Origin of the sequence: Psychrobacter sp. 4Bb, assembly GCF_002836735.1 — a bacterium.
Taxonomy (GTDB): Bacteria; Pseudomonadota; Gammaproteobacteria; order Pseudomonadales; family Moraxellaceae; genus Psychrobacter.
The window spans coordinates 1-20,592 of record NZ_PJAS01000075.1 but is presented as its reverse complement, the minus strand read 5'-3'; the positions used below and the strand labels follow the sequence as shown (position 1 = coordinate 20,592).

17 protein-coding genes are annotated in these 20,592 nt (G+C 43.7%); 9 read left to right on the top strand and 8 right to left on the bottom strand.

Features of this window, described 5'->3' with window-relative positions:
* Positions 1 to 65 precede the first annotated feature (65 nt).
* The 3 genes from CXF60_RS12820 (at position 66) to CXF60_RS12810 (ending at position 3,405) form a co-directional block, all read left to right on the top strand.
* The gene (locus CXF60_RS12820) at positions 66 to 1,253 is read left to right on the top strand and encodes an alpha-hydroxy acid oxidase (RefSeq protein WP_102092244.1); all 1,188 of its coding nucleotides are present in this window, start codon (positions 66 to 68) and stop codon (positions 1,251 to 1,253) included.
* 106 nt (positions 1,254 to 1,359) lie between these two features.
* Entirely contained in the window at positions 1,360 to 2,445 is a 1,086-nt protein-coding gene (locus CXF60_RS12815; protein ID WP_102092243.1) for a rhomboid family intramembrane serine protease, read from the top strand.
* Positions 2,446 to 2,592: 147 nt separating this feature from the next.
* Complete coding sequence (locus CXF60_RS12810; RefSeq protein ID WP_102092242.1) at positions 2,593 to 3,405, top strand: MipA/OmpV family protein; 813 nt, start codon at positions 2,593 to 2,595, stop codon at positions 3,403 to 3,405.
* A 94-nt stretch (positions 3,406 to 3,499) separates the two neighbouring features.
* On the opposite strand, the gene CXF60_RS12805 is transcribed toward CXF60_RS12810, so the two are convergent.
* Both CXF60_RS12805 and fumC read right to left on the bottom strand, forming a co-directional pair.
* Positions 3,500 to 3,868, bottom strand: coding sequence for a hypothetical protein (locus tag CXF60_RS12805; protein ID WP_228707134.1), 369 nt, complete (start codon positions 3,866 to 3,868; stop codon positions 3,500 to 3,502).
* A 375-nt stretch (positions 3,869 to 4,243) separates the two neighbouring features.
* Entirely contained in the window at positions 4,244 to 5,647 is a 1,404-nt protein-coding gene (fumC, locus tag CXF60_RS12800) for a class II fumarate hydratase (RefSeq protein WP_102092240.1), read from the bottom strand.
* Between the two features lie 212 nt (positions 5,648 to 5,859).
* Between fumC and CXF60_RS12795 the strand changes: the two genes are divergently transcribed.
* From CXF60_RS12795 to CXF60_RS12785, 3 genes are all read left to right on the top strand, one after another.
* Complete coding sequence (locus CXF60_RS12795) at positions 5,860 to 6,570, top strand: 5-formyltetrahydrofolate cyclo-ligase (RefSeq protein WP_228707133.1); 711 nt, start codon at positions 5,860 to 5,862, stop codon at positions 6,568 to 6,570.
* Entirely contained in the window at positions 6,570 to 6,818 is a 249-nt protein-coding gene (locus CXF60_RS12790) for a hypothetical protein (protein WP_102092239.1), read from the top strand. The genes CXF60_RS12795 and CXF60_RS12790 overlap by 1 nt, the downstream gene beginning before the upstream one ends.
* A gap of 157 nt (positions 6,819 to 6,975) precedes the next feature.
* Positions 6,976 to 7,392 (top strand): hypothetical protein, encoded by a 417-nt coding sequence (locus CXF60_RS12785; protein ID WP_101205175.1) that lies wholly within the window; start codon positions 6,976 to 6,978, stop codon positions 7,390 to 7,392.
* Between the two features lie 118 nt (positions 7,393 to 7,510).
* Here the strand turns inward: CXF60_RS12785 and CXF60_RS12780 are convergent, their stop codons facing one another.
* The gene (locus tag CXF60_RS12780; RefSeq protein ID WP_101205176.1) at positions 7,511 to 8,872 is read right to left on the bottom strand and encodes a Na+/H+ antiporter family protein; all 1,362 of its coding nucleotides are present in this window, start codon (positions 8,870 to 8,872) and stop codon (positions 7,511 to 7,513) included.
* Between the two features lie 434 nt (positions 8,873 to 9,306).
* Between CXF60_RS12780 and lon the strand changes: the two genes are divergently transcribed.
* Together lon and CXF60_RS12770 are read left to right on the top strand one after the other, a co-directional pair.
* Positions 9,307 to 11,910 (top strand): endopeptidase La, encoded by a 2,604-nt coding sequence (lon, locus tag CXF60_RS12775; RefSeq protein WP_228707132.1) that lies wholly within the window; start codon positions 9,307 to 9,309, stop codon positions 11,908 to 11,910.
* A 359-nt stretch (positions 11,911 to 12,269) separates the two neighbouring features.
* Complete coding sequence (locus tag CXF60_RS12770; RefSeq protein ID WP_057761216.1) at positions 12,270 to 12,827, top strand: superoxide dismutase family protein; 558 nt, start codon at positions 12,270 to 12,272, stop codon at positions 12,825 to 12,827.
* 235 nt (positions 12,828 to 13,062) lie between these two features.
* Here CXF60_RS12770 and topA read toward each other — a convergent pair whose 3' ends face one another.
* Positions 13,063 to 15,729, bottom strand: a complete 2,667-nt coding sequence (gene topA, locus CXF60_RS12765) for a type I DNA topoisomerase (RefSeq protein ID WP_102092238.1) — start codon at positions 15,727 to 15,729, stop codon at positions 13,063 to 13,065.
* Between the two features lie 283 nt (positions 15,730 to 16,012).
* Positions 16,013 to 16,609, bottom strand: coding sequence for a hypothetical protein (locus CXF60_RS12760; protein WP_102092237.1), 597 nt, complete (start codon positions 16,607 to 16,609; stop codon positions 16,013 to 16,015).
* A gap of 357 nt (positions 16,610 to 16,966) precedes the next feature.
* On the opposite strand from CXF60_RS12760, the gene CXF60_RS12755 reads away from it, so the two are divergent.
* Complete coding sequence (locus tag CXF60_RS12755) at positions 16,967 to 17,506, top strand: DUF2799 domain-containing protein (protein ID WP_228707131.1); 540 nt, start codon at positions 16,967 to 16,969, stop codon at positions 17,504 to 17,506.
* 225 nt (positions 17,507 to 17,731) lie between these two features.
* On the opposite strand, the gene CXF60_RS12750 is transcribed toward CXF60_RS12755, so the two are convergent.
* The 3 genes from CXF60_RS12750 to CXF60_RS12740 form a co-directional block, all read right to left on the bottom strand.
* Positions 17,732 to 18,133 carry an ExbD/TolR family protein gene (locus CXF60_RS12750; protein ID WP_025651314.1) on the bottom strand — a complete coding sequence of 134 codons (402 nt, stop codon included), beginning with the start codon at positions 18,131 to 18,133 and terminating at the stop codon, positions 17,732 to 17,734.
* A gap of 115 nt (positions 18,134 to 18,248) precedes the next feature.
* Positions 18,249 to 18,938: a MotA/TolQ/ExbB proton channel family protein gene (locus tag CXF60_RS12745; protein ID WP_101205179.1), complete on the bottom strand. Its 690-nt coding sequence runs from the start codon at positions 18,936 to 18,938 to the stop codon at positions 18,249 to 18,251.
* Between the two features lie 108 nt (positions 18,939 to 19,046).
* Positions 19,047 to 20,006, bottom strand: coding sequence for an energy transducer TonB (locus CXF60_RS12740; RefSeq protein WP_102092236.1), 960 nt, complete (start codon positions 20,004 to 20,006; stop codon positions 19,047 to 19,049).
* Positions 20,007 to 20,592 lie beyond the last annotated feature (586 nt).

The window sequence follows — 20,592 nt, the reverse complement described above, 5'->3', positions numbered from 1 at the left end:
GATCTAGTAGCGTTAGGTTAAGGTTGCCTTCTAGTTAAAACATAACAGCAATAAGAGATAAACCTATGAAAGACTTAACTAAAATCACCGAAATCGAAGATCTGCGCCGTGTCGCTGAGCGCAAAGTGCCGCGTATGTTCTATGACTATGTCGATTCAGGCTCGTGGACTGAGACCACTTATCGTAATAACGAGACTGACTTTGACCGTATCAAGCTGCGCCAGCGCGTATTGGTCGATATGGATAACCGCAGTCTGGCAACGAGTATGATTGGTGAGCCAGTCAAGATGCCAGTCGCGATTGCGCCAACGGGCTTTACGGGCATGATGTGGGCAGATGGTGAGATCAAAGCGGCACAAGCAGCAGAGCAGTTTGGCGTGCCCTTTTCACTCTCGACCATGAGTATCTGCTCTATCGAGGATGTTGCCACTCATACCAGTAAGCCGTTCTGGTTTCAGCTCTATGTCATGCGTGATCAGGACTTTATGGCCAATCTCATTCGCCGTGCCAAAGAAGCCAATTGCTCAGCATTGATTCTCACAGCAGATTTGCAAGTGCTCGGACAACGCCACAAAGATATCAAAAATGGTCTATCAGCGCCGCCCAAACCAACACTGACCAATATCCTAAACCTCATGACCAAGCCGCAGTGGTGTATGAATATGCTAGGCACCAAACGCCGCACGTTTGGCAATATCGTCGGTCATGCACAAAATGTAGAGGATCTGTCATCACTCTCTGCTTGGACGGCAGAGCAATTTGACCCGCGTCTGAGCTGGGATGATGTGGCGCGTATCAAAGACATGTGGGGCGGTAAACTTATCATAAAAGGTATCATGGAGCCTGAAGATGCGATCATGGCTGCTCGTAGTGGCGCAGATGCCCTAGTCGTCTCAAACCATGGTGGGCGTCAATTGGATGGCGCGTTATCTTCTATCTCTGCTCTATCGGACATCGTGCAAGCTGTCCATGCAGAAGACAGCGATATCGAGGTATGGCTAGACAGTGGCGTTCGCTCTGGTCAAGATGTACTAAAGGCCATTGCACTGGGGGCAAAAGGCACGATGATTGGTCGCTCTTTTCTCTATGGATTAGGGGCGTATGGTGAAGATGGGGTGCGCCGCGCGCTTGAAATCATCTATAAAGAGTGTGATATATCCATGGCATTCTGTGGTCATACCGATATCAATACTGTCACGGATAATATCTTGGTAAAAGGCACGTATGAAAACCTCAAAGTGGGTCGTTTTTAGAGCGGCTGATTGTAGAACAATCAACGTTTAAAACCGGCTACACATAACATAATTTGCTCATACCCTTTATACTGTCTCTATAACTTTTTGATGACAGTTAGCCTTTATGACCATTCAACAATTATTAAAAACAGCGCCCGTCACTACCCTGCTATTAGCCAGCTTTATCGGGCTATTTGTCATGCAGCTAGTCACGGGCGTCGATGCCAATAACCCGTCAACTGAAGCGTTAGTTAAATGGGGTGCCAACGCCTTACCCTTAACGATGATGGATGACCCATGGCGCTTGGCCAGTAGTGCGTTTTTGCACATTGGTCTCATGCATCTACTATTTAATGGCTTTGCCATGTATTTCTTTGGGCAGATTGCCGAGCCGCTGTTTGGCTCAGCCAAGTTTTTGGCATTGTTTTTGTTGGCAGCCATCGGTGGCAACTTGCTCAATAGCTATGTGACGTGGCAAAGTATTTTGGATGGTACGGGACAGCCCGGCCTATCAGCGGGAGCTTCTGGTGGTATCATGGGTATCGGTGCGGCGTTACTGATCGCTGCCCTGTTTAAAATATCGGTCAATGGCATGGTACTCAATCTCAAGAGCTTGATCATCATCATGGCGATCAACTTGGTTTATGGCTTTGCCGTACCGGGTATCGATAATGCTGGTCATATCGGCGGCGCGATCACAGGGCTTGTTATTGCCTTAGCTTTTGCGATTGGCTACCGTCAGCGTCTAGCAGTCGCTATACAAAACGCAGCGATTCAGCAGCAGCGCACATTAAACGCTTATCAAACCAACTATTCATACAGCGCTCACGATAACCCATCATATAACAGTCAGTATAGTGGCCAGTATCATAATCAACCTGATAATCAAAGTCCGTATGATGCCACTTCTATCGACCAGTCACCGCATATTGATACCAATTCAACCGAGCAAGATACTGCGTTTGCCAACAATGAAGCGAATACGGCAGACATATATACTAACAATAGTGCCGACAGCGTTACTGCTAACAATCCACCGTTAAGTCATGAAGCTGTTCATAATAGTATTGAACCCGAAGCACTTAAAAAGCCTTCTATTATTTGGCAGCTCTTACCATGGCTTGCGATGTTACTTATCAGCATTGGTTTTGTCTGGTGGTGGCAAGATATCCACCAACAGTTACTGCAAGTACTAAAAGCCATTGAGTAAATGCTCATACTTATCTATCATTGCTATATAGACTCCAAAAACAGCATCCTGACCAACATTACTGATTTATTTTACTGCTTACTCTTTTGAACACGCTTTGCTTAACCGCACCACTCAGTTATTTATACTCACTTACGAGATCCAATTATGTTAAAACTTGCAGCGCTACCTAATATCTCTACACGTACTATGTTTAGCGCGTTCACCGCTACTGCACTATTTAGTGTGGCTAGCCTGTCTAACGCCGCACTTTTTAATGACAACTTGCCGACTGACAAAGATGCTGAGCTTAGCGTTGGGGTCAATGTCATGGCGGTCAAATCAGCCTATGATCTCGAAGACAGTACTGAAGTGCGCGTGCTACCAGGTGCATTTTATGACAACAATAAAGTCTATGTACGCGGTGCGCAAGCTGGTGCGTATCTGATCAATGATGGTGTCAATCAGTTATCTGCTTATGCCAAGCTTGCGGGTTCTGAGTTTGAGCCTGATGATGCCAATGGCGCACTGCAAGGTTTGGATGAGCGTAAATCATCAGCAGAAGCAGGTCTAAGCTATCAGCGTCGTACGGCTATCGGTGGCATCCGCGCGCAGATAGGTGCTGATGTATTAGATCGTAGTGGCGGTAACACGGCTCGCTTGACCTACCTTTCTAGAATTACTAGAGGCAAGCTGACGGTCTATCCAAGTATTGGCTTTGAATATCATGATGCTGACTACAATGAATACTACTATGGTGTCAGTGAAAAAGAGTCAGCAGAGACAGGCGTTGACGCTTATAAATCTAACTCAAGCCTAAATCCGTATATCAATATCAGTGCCAACTATGACTTTAATGAGCGCTGGGCAGGATTCGCCAATCAAAGCGTGAGCTATGTACCAAATGAGCAGTACGATAGCCCAATGGTAGATTCACGTACTGAAGCGGCGACGACACTTGGTTTGCTTTATAAATTCTAGTTGAGCTTAGAAGTTTGATATAAAAAAGACCTTACCGCGTGATGTGGTAAGGTCTTTTTTATTTAACACTCTAGTTTTAACAATCGTCATAGTATCAGTCCTTGGTGATATTGGAGGGACTCATGGTGTTACCAAAATCACCTAAATAATTGTAGATAAAAATCTTACGTCCTATTAATAAAGGAATCTCTATATATTCTATAGGATGGCACTTGTTCTTTTCAGTTTCTAAAAAACTGTCGAAAGCCTTGTAATCATTACCTTTCCAGTTTTTATTACGAGGAAAGCTACTCGCAAAAATATGAATATCTTTACCTTTATAGCCATCTATAGATACAGTCAAAATCTTCATATTTATTTTTTTATCAATAAATGTACTTTCATAATACATACATCCTTGTTTGAAATTACTTGGATCTTCGGCTAACTTATCAGTCATCATATTAAAGCCCCAAATTTTCATAAACAAACCTAAATAAATTAAAAAAAATATAATATAAATTCCAACTTGTTGAGACGTGGTGAATTGCTTTATATAGTCACGTAGATTTACTATCATTTTATATTCGCTTAAAAATAAAGGGGTCTAATATAGCTCTAACTGCGGTGGCATCTTACTGGTGTGGATGAATAAAAAAACATAGCCAAATTAGAAAGCAAAAAAAAGACCTTGCCACATTCTAATATAAGAAGTGACAAGGTCTTTTTATCTCTAAATTCTCAGTCGAACAAATATGACGCTGCTACCAGAAAGACGAGTGTAAATGGTACTTATCGTACATTAAGCGAGCCTGAAGCCGTAGCAGGTCACTACTTGATCTACTGCTTGGTCTACTGCTTACTTAGGATGTACCATATCAGCAGGAATTACCCACTCATCGAACTGAGCTTCAGTTAGTAGCTCTAGCTCAACCGCAACTTGCTTCAAAGTTTTGTTTTCTTTATAAGCAGTCTTAGCGATTTTAGCTGCGTTTTCATAGCCAACATGACGGTTCAATGACGTTACTAGCATCAGTGAATTGTGTAAGAAATCATCGATTTTGTCTTTTACTGGCTCGATACCCACGGCACAGTTCTCGTTGAAGCTGTTGCAAGCATCGCCAAGCAGTTTGATAGACTGTAACAAGTTAAAGGCGATAACTGGCTTATACACGTTTAGCTCAAAGTTACCTGACGCGCCAGCCATGCTGATAGTTGTGTCGTTACCCATGACCTGAGCGACAACCATGGTCATTGCTTCTGACTGCGTTGGGTTTACTTTGCCTGGCATGATAGAAGAGCCTGGCTCATTTTCAGGAATCGTCAACTCGCCAAGACCACAACGAGGACCTGAAGCCAACCAACGTACGTCGTTAGCGATTTTGTTTAAGCTGCCCGCTAGCGTTTTTAGTGCGCCTGACGCAAATACTTCTGCATCACGAGCCGCTAGTGCTTCAAATTTGTTTGGTGACGTAACGAATGGCAAGCCAGTCAAAGTCGCTAGTTGCTCAGCTGATTTTACTGCATAGTCAGGATGGGCGTTTAGACCAGTACCAACCGCAGTACCGCCTAGTGGCAATTCATATAGACCTTGTAGCGCGTTGTCGATACGAGTCAATGAATGGTCAAGTTGGCTCACATAGCCGCTGAACTCTTGGCCTAAAGTCAAAGGCGTCGCGTCTTGTAAATGCGTACGACCGATTTTTACGATGCTATCGAATTCTTTGGCTTTTGCCGCTAGCGTATCGCGTAGGGCTTTTACCGCTGGAATCAGTAAGCTGTTGATTTGACGAGCAGCAGCCACACGAATCGCCGTTGGGAAGCTGTCGTTGGTAGACTGTGCATGGTTCACATGGTCATTTGGGTGAATGGGCGTGTAGCTGCCACGCTCAGAACCAGCAATTTCGTTAGCACGGTTGGCCAATACTTCGTTCATGTTCATGTTTGACTGCGTACCAGAACCTGTCTGCCATACAACCAATGGGAACTGATCGACCAGACCACCATTGATGATTTCGTCAGCGGCTTGTACGATAAGATCACGCTTGTCGCCTTCGATACGCTCTAGGCTTGCATTAGTAATCGCAGCGGCTTTTTTGACCAATGCCATTGCTTCAATCATCGGACGCGGCAACGTCTCGCCACCGATTTTAAAGTTTTCGCGGCTACGCTGAGTTTGCGCACCCCAATAAGCGTCAGCTGGGACTTCCACGTTGCCCATGGTGTCTTTTTCGGTACGAGTTGCCTGATTCTGTGTCGACATAACTACCCTCTTTACTGGTTTGTTGTTAGATAACTGAACGATAAAAAGTGCAACAGCTGCTGCACATAAACGGAAATACGATGTAAAGTGGCGTTATGATAGCATGACTAAGGCGTGTTGAATATTCACAAATAGCCTTGAGCGATGCCTAAAAACGAATGTCTAAAAACGCCTGTCATCACCAATCTGATACTTCATTGGATAAGATACCTATGCACTCTAAAATTATGCACCCTAAACCAATACGACCTGAGTCAAATAACTTTGATTCAAATAATGCGGACTCAAAAGACGCTGAATTATCCGAACCTGTCATCAGCAATCCGCCTAGACGGCACTTTACTCGACAACGCCGCCAGTTGAGCGATGGAGAACGTAGACAATTTGCTCAGTCTGCGAGCTTACATCTAACCAAACTACAGCAGCGATTGCCTACACATGCACGCATTGGGCTTTATTATGATGGATTTGGTGAGCTACCCACTCAGCCAATATTAGACTGGTGTCAACGCTTAGGCTATTTTCCTTACTTACCAGTCGTCGGCTCACTTGGCCGTACTAGCAATGGTAATGATGATAAACGATTGCGCTTTGTGCCTGTCTATCATTCAAAACTGGTCAATGTCCCCACTCGCATTCATCACTTAGGTATGAAACAAAACCACAGCCGTGCTCTGCTCTGGGCGGCAGAACTAGACGTGATTATTTGCCCGTTAGTCGCGGTTGATCTAAACGGTAATCGTATGGGCATGGGTGGCGGGTTCTATGATACGACGCTTGGTAACAACTATCGATCAGGGATTTCAAGGCCGTTAAAGATAGGCTGGTGTTATGATTTTCAAGTGGTTGAGCAATTAGCGCGTCAACCGTGGGATGTGCCGTTAGATGGCTTAATTACCCCAAGCGGCATAAGGTGGTTTTAATGAAAGACGATAAACAATTTGAAAAAGACTCTAGCGCTGCTGATTCCAGTGCAGACAGTGTGGATGAATATTTGCAAACACTGGGCAATGAGGACGCTAGAGAGCTGCGCTACTACAGTCAAGAACAACCGTTTAGCTCTGATGAAATGACACGGCTCGTCAATGAAGATCGCTTAAATGCTTTGCTCGCGCAAAGTGATGCGTTTTTGAGTAGTTTGAATGGTGAGATAAAAGATTTTGATGAATAACACATATATAACTAATAGAGCATAATTTGAAGAAACGCGGTTATAGAGTGGTTTGATTTGATCGATGCTTGCTTTTTATTGCCAAACTATTGTTTCTACATGGCCTATAAACTATAATTATCGCAAATAATTATCATTACAGTATAGGTCGTTGATCGTGGACAAAGTAAAAAAAGAGTTTATGTCGCCCTCTTCGCTACAAGTTTGTTTTTATCTGTTCGTGCTATTACTCTTGGCCACGCCTTCGGCTTATATTTATGATTACAACGGCTTTGATTTTGCTGAACTAAGAACCTTTTTGCTAGCGCTTGCAGCATTTTATACCTTCGCACTTAGCACCCATATTGAAATACGTCATATAAAGCCCTCTAGCAGCACATCTTTTCTACGTTTTTTGGTTCCTATATCTCAATGCTTTTCTTTTATTCTGCTGTCTTTGTTTGCGTTGGCTATTGTTGAATACATCAATGGCGATTTGAGACTAGATCATGTTTATGACCCCTTCATTACGCTGTTTTTCGTATATCTGTTGCGCAAAAATATAGAAAGTATAAAGCAAGATATCGGTACTTAAGAGAACCGTTTAATTTAATTACTCTAACAGTCCTATAACTAATGCAAGAAAAGACGCTTACCGATAAGCGTCTTTTTTGTTGGGTACTTGGATTGATTTAAAGGGCTGACCAAATCACCTACAACACCATCGCTGCAATCCAACCAAATGCCAGTAGCGGAATATTGTAATGCAAAAATGTTGGTATCACACTGTCTTTGATATGGTCATGTTGACCGTCGATGTTTAGACCAGAGGTTGGCCCCAATGTCGAATCTGACGCAGGCGAACCCGCATCACCTAGCGCGCCAGCCGTACCGATAATCGCCACAGTAGCCAATGGCGAAAACCCTAACGAGATACATAGCGGTACATAAATCGCAGCCAAAATAGGAATGGTAGAAAATGAAGAACCAATGCCCATGGTCACAATCAAACCAATCAATAGCATAATAAATGCGGCCATTGCCTTATTACCAGCGAACAGTGACGCTGCCCCATCGACTAATGGCTGAATTTGCTCAGTGGCTTTCATTACCTCAGCAAAACCCTGCGCGGTAATCATAATAAAGCCAATCATCGCCATCAGCTTGATACCGTCATTAAAGACGCCATCAGCATCACGCCACTTCACCACGCCCGTCGCCATAAACACGCCAAAGCCAAACATTGAGCCAAGTAGTAGCGAATCAGTATATAACTGCACCACAAAAGCAGTCACGATAGCAGCCAGTGCTACTAGCGTCTTTAGCTTGCTTTGCGACTGTGCACCAGCGGCAGTTTTGCTTAATGCATCACCTTCTACTACGGCATCATGCGCTTGCTGATCTATTGCAATCTGCTGATATGCACGTGGCTTACGGTAGCTGATAAATACGGCAACCAGCAAACCAATTAGCATACCTAACGCAGGAATCGCCATGGCTTGCACCACAGAAATATTGGCAACATCAATACCCGCTTCACCCACGTTTTTTAGCATAATCTGATTGAGGTAGATGTCACCAAAGCCATAAGGAATAAACATATAGGTGGTGACCAGTCCAAAAGTAATCAGACAAGCAATCAGGCGTCTATCGATCTGCATGCGATTAAATGCTAATAATAGTGGCGGTACCAGTAATGGAATAAAGGCAATATGAATAGGGATTAAGTTTTGGCTAAAGCAGCTCATGGTAATGAGGCCTGCAAACAGCATGTACTTAATCATGCCACTCGTGCCAGCAGCATCAATACGCTTGATGACCGCGCCTGCCAACGATTGCGGCAAGCCCGAATGAGCAATCGCTACCGCAAACGCCCCAAGCAGTGCATACGACAGCGCAATTTCTGCGCCATTACGGATGCCTTCTTGAAAAGCATTGAGCGTATCAGTAATGCCGAGACCGGCTAGCAGTCCACCTGCCAGCGCGCCGATTAATAAGCTGAGCACCACGTGCACTCGCGAAAGTGACAGTCCTAGCATAATAATAACTGCTAGCAATACTGCATTGATGGCCATGTGTTGCCCCTTGTTCTTTATACTTTGGTCTTAGTGAGACCTATGAATATTGAAACTAATGAATATCGCCCTGTTGTCTAAAACGTCTCAATATGAGAGCCTGTTTTAGACGCGCGCCAGTTTACCTTATTTTGGGTATAAAGCCTACGCATAGAACCAATTAGACATCATCATAGGTAGCCAAATATCACCTATACATCTAAACCCTCTTCTATAATTTCTGACTGTCTTTATTATTCATAGACCAGTCATACCATTGACGATACATCGTTACCCACATTAATTGCATTAATAACTGGACGCTCAGATAACTATTTAACAAAGATAAGCAGACGACTTCACCAATCAGCCTTGCAATTTTTTTCGTGAGCACCATTTATCTAAACATGAACCACGAACTTGACTTTACAAGTCTGGGGAACGAGGAAAAACATATGAGTGAACATAATATTGATAAAGACAACATCGACATCGATGTATCATCTGCCCTGAACACTGACACGACGTCTGATGTAAATATTGACACTGACGCTAACATCAGTGCTGACGCGAATAATGAGACAGAAAGCTCATCTACGGATGCGTTAAATGCCTCATCTGACGCTGTTAAAGACAATGAAGATGAAAACTATTTGCCATTGCTGGCATTACGCGACGTCGTCGTCTATCCACATATGCAGATTGCATTGTTTGTGGGACGCGCGCCATCGGTGAAAGCGGTTGAGTTGGCACAGGCTGAGTATGGCAACAAAGTACTGGTAGTCGCGCAAAAAGACTCACTGACCGAAGATATTGATCAAGATAACTTGTATCAGTACGGTACGGTGTGTCGCATCGTCAGCACTATGCCACATGACAGCGATGAGAACTGCATCAAGGTATTGATCGAAGGTCAATACCGCGCTCGTGTCGATAACATAGAAGGTCATGATGATTTATTAATGGCGAGATTTGAACGTGCCGACCTCGATGTCAGCATGGATGAGAGCCAACAGAAAAACACCATTCAAGCGTTAACTACATTATTTGAAAGCTATGCAGATGCGCGACTTCGTAATGCACGTGAGCTGACTCGTGTGGCCAAACGTATTGACGACTTGCTTGAGTTGGTTTATTTCATCTCAACTCGTGTGTCGATGGATCTTGATATCAAACAGTCTTTCTTAGAAGAAGACGATATCAAAACGCATATCAACACTTTGACTGAATATCTAGTCAAGCAAAGTGCTGAGCAAAATATCGAACAAGATATTCAAGATGCTGTCCGTCAGCAAATGGAAGACAATCAGCGCGAATACTTCTTGAACGAGAAGATGAAAGCCATCAAAAATGAGCTGTCAGATATGAATGACGGTGCGTTCGATGGTGAAGATGATGTTGCTGAGTTAGAGCAGCGTTTAGAAGATGCTGACCTGCCGGAAGATGTGCGCAAAAAAGCTGAGCAAGAGTTTAAAAAGCTCAAAATGATGCCACCTGCATCAAGCGAATCGTCAGTGGTACGCAACTATATTGAATGGATTTTGGACACGCCGTGGAATGCGACGACCAAAGTATCTATCAATTTAGACAAAGCCAAAACAGTATTAGACGAAGACCACTACGGTCTACAAGATGTAAAAGACCGCATCTTAGAATATCTCGCCGTGCAGTCACGCGTGAAAAAACTTCGTGGCCCGATTTTATGTCTCGTCGGTCCTCCAGGTGTTGGTAAAACTTCATTAGGCGAATCTATCGCCCGTGCCACGGGTCGTAAGTTTGTGCGTATGGCGCTTGGTGGCGTACGTGATGAAGCAGAGATTCGTGGTCATCGCCGTACCTATATCGGTGCGATGCCAGGTAAAATTGTTCAGTCACTTGCCAAGGTAGAAGTCAAAAACCCGCTGTTCTTATTGGATGAAATCGATAAGATGGCGCAAGACTTCCGCGGTGATCCAGCATCAGCGTTGCTTGAAGTATTGGACCCATCACAGAACGATACGTTTAACGACCATTATTTAGATATGGACTTAGATTTGTCGCAAGTGATGTTTATCTGTACTGCTAACAGTATGGATATTCCGCCTGCGCTGCTTGACCGTATGGAAGTCATTCGCTTACCTGGTTATACCGAAGAAGAAAAGGTCAATATCGCACAGAAGTACCTCGTGCCAAAAGCGATTAAGCAAAACGGTCTTAAAGAAGGTGAAATTGAGATTGTTGAAGCAGCTTTGCACAGTATCGTGCGTAGCTATACCCGTGAAGCAGGTGTGCGTAACCTTGAGCGTGAAGTGAACAAGATCTGCCGTAAAGTGGTTCGCGGTTCGGTTGAAACTCATGGCGCGCGTGCTCCGAAAAAAGCAGAACGTCAGCTAGTGACAGTCGATGACAAAAACATCGATGACTATCTAGGTGTACATCAGTATGACTACGGTCTGGCTGAAGAAGAGCCTGAGATTGGTCGTATTACTGGACTTGCTTGGACACAAGTCGGTGGTGAGTTATTGACCATCGAAGCAGTCGGCATGAAAGGTAAAGGTGAGCTTAGCTTTACTGGTTCACTCGGCGATGTGATGAAAGAGTCTATTCGCGCAGCCATGAGCGTGGTTCGTGCTCGCGGTGACAGCTTAGGTATCGACTACGAGACATTTAAAACAACAGACGTCCATGTCCATATGCCAGAAGGTGCCACGCCAAAAGACGGCCCATCTGCTGGTGGTGCACTGACGACAGCGCTCGTCTCTGCGTTGACAGGTATCGCTATCCGTCCAGATATTGCGATGACAGGTGAGATTACCTTACGCGGTAAAATCCTACGTATCGGCGGCCTTAAAGAGAAGTTGCTGGCGGCACATCGCGGCGGTATCAAGCACGTCTTGATCCCAGCGACCAATGAGCGAGATTTGGCTGATATCCCTGATAACGTGAAAGAAGGCCTAACCATTCAGCCAGTTGCCACAATTGAGGAAATCTTAAAGGTTGCTTTGGTGAGTATGCCAACACCAATCAAACCTGCCAAAGTGACTGTTGATAAAACCTCTGGTAAAGCACTGCACAATTAATTGAATTTTTATTAAACTCCTCCTATAGATTAAGAAGCCGCTTATCACAATGATGGGCGGCTTTTTTATGCCTGTTTATTATTCATTTGCTTGCAGTTCGTAGCCTTCTTAATAGGGTTCTCACACATTTAAAGCCATTTAATTTCAAAATTATTTATGCTACTTCGTTTTTCAAACCCATACAATACTTACATTTATTAACTGATTGTTGCGCATTTGATGAATAAATATAGAGTTAGCTTGGCTATACTGACTCCGATGTTAACGAATATTGACAACGATTTTATAGAACAATAACGATAGATATTCGTGGCTTTAATGAAGATTAAAAATAACAACTCAAACAATTGGAGATAATAATGAATAAGACATTACTTGCAAGTACCCTATTATGCGGTTCAGCGTTAGCAATGACTGGTTGCCAAACGGTAGAAAGCCAAATGCAAACAGGCAATCCTTTAGCACAGCCAACGCTAAAATCAACCATACAAACAGTAGATGGTAAGAAGAAAGAAGTCGGTCAAGTTTTCTTACGTCCAGTTGATGGCGGCGTCCAAGTTTACGGTAAACTCACTAACTTACAGCCAGGTAGAACTGTCTCATTACATATCCACGAAACAGGTAGCTGTGACGTCATGGGTAAAGCAGCAGGCGGTCACTTCAACCCAGACAACAAGCCACACTCTAATCCAGATGACATGAATGGTCATGCTGGTGACTTGCCAAACTTAACTGCTAATGAAGATGGTGTTGCTACTATTAACTATGTGAATAAGAAAATCGCAGCGACTGAAGCAGGTAAATACAGCGTAAATCGTTTGGCCTTTATCGTACATGCTGGCGTTGACGACTATACCAGTCAGCCTTCAGGTAATGCAGGCGATCGTATTGGTTGCGGTATCATCGTAAAAAACTAATACTGTCCAAACCTATAGACTTAAGCTAGGTTTGCAAACGTAGAAATGGCTTAAAAGAAATCTTATAAGCACAAAAAAACCCTCTTAAATTATAAGAGGGTTTTTTATTGGAAGTAACTATTAGGTTCGTTGAAGCCAATATAAAGCTAATACAAGAAAGACCAATGCAAATCGTACCTGTAGTACATCAAATGAGTCTGACGCTATAAAAACACTATATTGGATTTCACAATAGTTACTCTTCTACCCATTCACCTTTACGCCAGTACACACCCCAACGTGTGGCCTTGCCGTTTTTTTCAGAGCCGATATACTGCTCTTTTTTCTTACGTGACCAGCGCAAGATGGTTGGGTTACCTTCAGGATCTTCATCTGGCCCTGCAAACAGATACTGGAACTTGTCTTCCATTTTATCTTTAATTTCTCGTAGCTCAGCCAGCTTTGGCGGACGTGTCTCGCGCACTTTCGGGAACTTAGACGCTGCTAAGAACATCCCAGCCGCCCCTTCACGCAAAATGAAATAATCATCATGCTTGGTCGACTTTAGCTCTGGCAGATGGATTGGATCCATACGAGGCGGCGCTGCTTCGCCTGTTTTTAGTACTTTACGAGTATTATCACAGTTCTGGCAAGCAAAGTACGGACCAAAGCGTCCTGTCTTAAGCTCCATCTGCCCATCGCACTTATTACAGTCAATAGTTGGTGCATCTGAGCCTGGAACTTCAAACTTGCCTTCTTCTAGAATATAACCATCGCAATCAGGGTTGTTACCGCAAATGTGTAGTTTGAGACCACCATCTACGATGTAACCATTCATCGCCGTGCCACATTTCGGACAGCGTTTTTTCTCCATCAAATCTTTAACTTCTGCCGCTTCGTCATCACCTTCCGCATCATCTAGATTGGCGAATGCTTCGACTGGCATTAGATTTTTGGTACCTTTACAGCGCTCTTTTGGCGGCAAGTTATAGCCAGTACAGCCCAAGAATACACCTGTTGACCCTGTACGCAACTGCATCGGACGATCGCAAATATCACAATGGACATCAGGCACGTCAGTTGGATCGTTTGGACGCATACCGTCTTTTTCTTTGGCACGCTCTAGAGTGGTTTTAAACTCACCATAGAAATTATCAAGCACATCTTTCCAATCTTGATCACCTTCTGCCACGTGATCGAGCTTGTCCTCTAACGCAGCAGTAAAGGTATAATCCATTAAGTCTGGGAAACTAGCCGTCAATCTATCGGTGACAATATCACCCATTTTTTCGGCAAACAGACGCTTATTTTCAAGCTTCACATAACCGCGATCTTGAATAGTCGAGATAATTGAAGCATACGTCGATGGACGACCGATGCCTTTTTTCTCAAGCTCTTTTACTAGGCTTGCTTCAGTATAGCGAGGTGCAGGCTTAGTAAAGTGTTGACTTGGATCTAGCTTATCTAGATTTAGCTTATCGCCTTTTTTGACATCAGGCAGTAAGGTGTCATCAGTCTTCGCTGGTGGCATGACTTTAGTAAAGCCATCAAATACCATGGTACGACCACGGGCTTTTAGCTCGATATCATCTGCGCCTACAAACAGGTTCACTGATAAATATTTGGCAGGTAACATCTGACACGCTACAAATTGACGCCAGATTAGCTCGTATAGACGTATTGCATCCCGCTCAACACCTTTGAGCTGCGTTGACTTCATATTGACGTTAGAAGGACGAATCGCTTCATGCGCCTCTTGTGCGCCCTGCTTGTTACCATAGAAATTTGGTTTTTCTGGTACGTACTTTGCGCCATAGCTGTCTTCGATATGACCACGGACAGCAGCAAGCGCGTCACCTGATAAGAATGTCGAATCGGTACGCATATAAGTAATATGACCCGCTTCGTATAAACGCTGCGCCAAAATCATGGTTTTCTTAACAGAGAACCCTAAGCGCGTGCTAGCAGCCTGTTGTAAGGTTGAAGTAATAAATGGCGCGCTTGGACGTGATTGCGTTGGTTTCTCTTCACGCTCTTTGACGATAAAATCGCTTGCTTTGAGTATCTCTAGGACTTTATCGGTTTGCTCTTTATTACCAAGCTTTAGCGTTTTGCCACCTTGTTTGGTCGCCTCTAATCGAATGCCAATTTGCTCAGCGTCTGAGGTCTTTTTGGCTTTACCATTAGCAATGTGCGTGTCCGCATGAATCTGCCAGTACTCTTCTGGAATAAAAGCTCGAATCTCATGCTCACGCTCAACGACCAAGCGCATAGCGACTGACTGTACACGGCCTGCAGACAGTCCGCGAGCAATCTTTTGCCATAATAGTGGCGATACCATAAAGCCGACAACACGGTCCAAGAATCGACGCGCTTGTTGCGCATTCACGCGGTCAATGTCTAATTTTGAAGGCTGTTTAAACGCACTTTGAATAGCTGACTTGGTAATCTCGTTAAAGACCACACGTTGATACTTGCTATCAGGGCCACCGATGACTTCTTTTAGATGCCAAGCAATCGCTTCCCCTTCTCTATCCATATCCGTTGCTAGATAGATTTTGTCAGCATCTTTGGCTAATGCTTTAAGCTCTTTGATGACTTTGGTTTTGTTCGGTAGTACTTCATAGACTGCCGCCCAATCATGCTCTGGATCTATACCCATGCGGCGTACCAGTGCTTGTTGCGCTTTTTCTTCTTTGGTCAGACTGTCATCTTTTTTAGCGGTTGTTGCTTTCTTTGCGCTTTTGCTCGCACTGACCGGCAAATCACGGACGTGACCGATACTTGAGCGTACGATAAAGTCATCACCAAGGTATTTATTAATCGTTTTTGCCTTGGCTGGTGATTCTACAATCACCAAAGACTTACCCTTTGGGCTGTCAGCAGCTGGTGCTGGACTTTTTTTGGTTGTGGTTTTTGCCATGTTTGACGACACCATAATATAAGTAAATTAAAAGTAAGGTTAAATTCAGCAGCACGGCAATTTATGGAAGCGGATACTCATGGTTTGACCATGGTTCAGCTATTTATAGTAATAATCGCTGCTGATAAAAAAGGTTATAAAACAAATAATAACCATAAAATAAAGATATAGTTATAAAGACGTTACACTGCTAAGTGTTAAACTGTCAACTTTAAATAATTGGAATATGACAAACCGCTTGCATATTGCCCTTTAATGGAGACGAAAAAACGCTTTACTAGGTTTATGCTTGTTTTTGCATCTGTAGCGCCCACTTCTCAAGGTTTTCTTTGAGCACTAATAAGTCCGCTTCAATCCGTTTTTGATGGTACGTAGGATTAGATGCTGGACGTACATAAGCAATATCTTCCCAATAAATAATAATGCTATTGGCCTTGGTCAATAGACCTTTAACAAACGGTTCGATACTTACTGGCAGCTCCAACGGCACTTGATCCAAGCTAAAGTCAGTCTTTTTGACTACTGGATTATTGCTGATTTGACTAGAACGAATCGCACTGGGAATAGTAAGCGTCTTATCATCTGTACTGGTATCAACAAAACCGCTGTCTGGTCGCCACTGTCCATCAATCACTTGATAACGGGTATGCGGCAGTTTAGTGTCTTCAAATATCAGGCAGTATTGTCCAAGCATACCGCGGCCATACTCATTATCACGGCCTTTGATCCAGTCAGGGCACGAAACGAGCTTTGGATTGAGTTGTAAACGACGCGCGGTCATACGCAGCTTATCCAAACGCTGATCGATACCGTTCGGTTTGAGCGCCATCATACTCCCTAATACGAATAGTACAATGATAACGCCAATCAATGTTCCCATGATGGTCTGGCCTTTTGACTAAATGAAAAAGATACTAAGAGATATAGCGGTAAATATCGCTAATGAACCGTTATTTATAAATAGTACATATAGTTTTGCGGTTAGCAGGATATTAAACAACGATATATAAGGGCTTATAATGAGCACGAACCATTAAAAATCAAGCGTTGTCGTCCAATTGCGGTACAGCAAGTGCTTTCAAAGCATATGATAATTTAGCTAGTTATACTATAAAATCAATTATTTAGCGTATATAAACTTACCGAGCACAGTACGCTATAAAAACCAGATATGAAAAGTGGTTAGCTCAAAAAAGTGCTATGATAAACCATAATTTTAAACGCGCGCAGGTTTATTATGAATTATCTTATTGAGTCAAACTCATCGGGCGCTTATCACGCTCGCAAGCTGATGAGTAGAGTCATTAGCAAAACAGGCATGAGTCTATCGCTACTTGGCGCGGTCGTACTGACATTATCAGGCTGTGCCACGACTCAGAGCCTAACGCCGCAGCAATGTCAAAGCAGTAACTGGCAAGAAGTTGGCTACGCTGATGGCTCGCAAGGGCGTTCAGGTGCCTACTTCGGTCACTATACCAATAGCTGCGCTAGTGTCGGCGGTGCTAGCCCTAACCGTATCCAATGGGAGCAAGGCCGTCAACAAGGTCTCAAAAACTACTGTACCGAGCTGAATGCTTATAAGCTCGGCCGCGAAGGCTATGACTGGCAACCTGTCTGTCCGTTAGAAGGTATTGAGAAGTTAGAAGAAGCTTACTCTCAAGGGCGCTACTATTATATTCGTCAGCGCGATCTCGACTACTTACGCTCACCTTACCCATTTGGCTACAGACATGCAGGCTTCGGTTACGGCTATCGTCCATTTGGCTACGGCTGGTAAAAAAAGAAAACCTCACTAACGACTTAATTTGAGGTTTAAGTAGTTAATGAGGTTGGAGAAAATTTTATTATTTTAATTGTTTTTATTATAGCGGTGTTGGTTGTCTTGCTGGTTGGGCTATTGATTTATCTAGCCAGTTTTCTCATATAAAGTTAAAGCTACTAGTACTAACTCACAGTGATTAAACTATTCAATGCTTAAGTTATTCAGTATTTAGCTACTAAGCTACTCATTCACAAATGCGATTTTGGTCAGTCCAGCGTTACTTGCCGCTGCCAAAACTTGAGCAACCGTATCGTACTTGCCTTCTTTATCTGCACGTAACTGTACTGCTGGATTCTTACCAGTCGCGCCTTGTTGCTGCAAGCGTGTCTCTAACTCTTCCATGCTGATTGGGTCGCTATCCCAGAATATTCCCGCGTCCTTATCAATGCTGACTTGGATCGCTTCTGGCGGCGTTTCATTGAGCGCGGCACTAGTCTCTGGCAAATCTAAAGGCACCGTCGGATTCAGCACGGTCGCTGTCAATAAAAATATAATCATCAATACCAGCATGATATCGATCAGCGGAATGAGGTTCATCTCATCCATGCTTCGTACGTCATCATCACCCAATTGAAATGCCATAGTTACTCTCAATGCTTTTGGTTATTTTCACACAGCCAAGCCGTTTTTTGACCTGTCGTTTGAGCCTTTACAGACCTAGCGCTGGCAGATTTAATGCTTGCAAGATCAACACTATCTATAGCTGCTTTGGCACAGAATTACTGTAGTTATTGGTATGCTGAGTCTCGCTCGTCGTTGAACGACTGCTTGGTGCAGCGTGCACTTGTGAGGCGCTAGCAGCATGGCTCGCGGTTACCTTGGTAGTATCCACAAGACCCGTTGATTGCGCCAATAGATCATGCGCTCTGTCGTTGGCTTGGTACATTATGCGGCGATTGATACGTACTGCAAGGTTGTAAAACACCACGGCTGGAATCGCTACTGCAATACCAAGACCTGTCATAATTAGAGCTTCACCGACTGGCCCTGCAACCTGCCCCAATCCTGCCTGACCACTCATACCGATATTGTGCAAGGCATGGAAAATACCCCATACCGTACCAAACAAGCCGATGAACGGTGCAATCGCTGCCGTCGTACCAAGAATTGGCAGACCGCGCTCACTAGCAAAGCGATAGCGACCGATATGCTTGAGCAAAGTCTGCTCAGTCACCAAGCGGCGAGTGGCAGCATCAGTACCAGCCAAGTCAGACTGTTTGGCTTGTAATTGCTGACTCAAATCATCTGCTACATTGGTCGCCAGCTTACGGCTTTGCAATACGCGGACGATACCTGTCACCCAAGAGAGAATAGATAACGCAAGCAACAAAAAGAACAACGTTTTTGTCACCATGTCGCTGATCTGCCAGTATTGCATAAAGTCCATGTCAGACTCCTTAATGTGTAATGCCATTACATGATACTGAGGTAAATACCATGTTTAGTTTTATAATGAAAAATGATTAATAAATACGTTGTTATAAAGTATGAGCTATCAAGGAACCGCGTAACTGATCGGTAGGGTTACATCACCTACCACGGGTACGCCATTCTTAGTAAAGGGTTTGAACTTGCCAGATCGCACTTGACGTCGGGCTTCTTTGTCTACTAGCGGATTACCTGATGATTGAGCAACTCGCACGTTATCGATGCCGCCTTGTTTGTTGACTCGTAATACCAAGACAACGTTGAGCGTATCACCAGAACGAGCTCTACGGGCAGCGCGCTCAGGAAAACTAAAGTTTGGCGCAGATGCCCAGTTGGCTGAGCTAGCAGTGAAGCTCACAGGCTCATTACTCTGTGCTAAAGCAGCTGCTGCTTCTGCCTCAGCTCTTGCTTGTGCAGCGGCGGCCTCTGCGGCAGCCTTCGCTTGAGCGGCAGCTCTGACATCAGCGACTCTTTTGGCTTCTTGTTCTGCCCTAGCTTGCGCTTCTTGCTCAGCCTTTCTGGCTTGGCGCTCTGATTCAGCTTGGGCAGCTGCTTGACGTTGTGCTTCAGCTGCTGAGTTATCAACCTTTGGTTTCGGTAGCGGCTCTTTTGGGGCTACTTTTTGACTGGTATCAGGACGAGGCTTTTCTGACGCTATCACAGGCGTCACTTTCGGCTCTATATTTTTTACAACAGGCTCTTTTGGTTTTACTGGTGTCTCTTTTGGTTTTCTAACCGGCTCTTTAGGCTTTGGTTCAGGTTGCGGCACTGGCTGAACTTGTACCTCAGGCTGTACTTCTTTTTTGGCTGTGACTGTTTGCTTTTCTACTTCAGTTGAGAGCGTTTTTGCCGGTAATGACACAAACTTTATCTCAAGTGGTGACATCTCTTTTTTTGGCTCAGGTTTGAGTTCAGGCGTTTTTATTGCCACTAGTGCAATTGCGGCAAGCACATGGAGTCCTAAGACTGCAACAATAGCTAGCAATAACGATTTAAGTGGTGGCGCGTCTAAATCCGTTGAACTCATAACAGCCTAATGTTTATTACTCAGAGTAGAATGGCGTAGATAATAATGCAAACGATAATTATTATCAATAATAATTTACAATATTTTCGCTATTTAATACATCTCTGACACGTGACATTGCTTAGTAGCCTTATTTATCAGAACGCTTATTTCTATGAACGTTACCTACTTTTATACCTCACTACTATGAATCTTATCTTTACATCAAATGATACGTTGCGTTTAATATAACAAGTGCTGTTAATAAAAACCATTATCATTTATATTGATAATGAGTCTCAACTACTTTATTATAACCGCTGTACTGTCTACCCATACTATTTTTATAAAAACTATTCGTATAAAAAATTAGTGAGTGGTACTAGAGCGTGTCCTCATTTTAAAAATGGTGATAAAAATGAGATAAATTGCCGTCAAACGAGGAAAATAGTGCAGATAATATCGAGATATTGACCAACTATTTGACGATGTTTGGCAAAATTTAGCTGTTTTTAGCCCATTTAGAGGATACTCGTTTGAATTGAGGACACGCCCTAAGTAGACTATTTATTTTATGCTTTTTATCTCAAGCATCGTTCAGACTTAA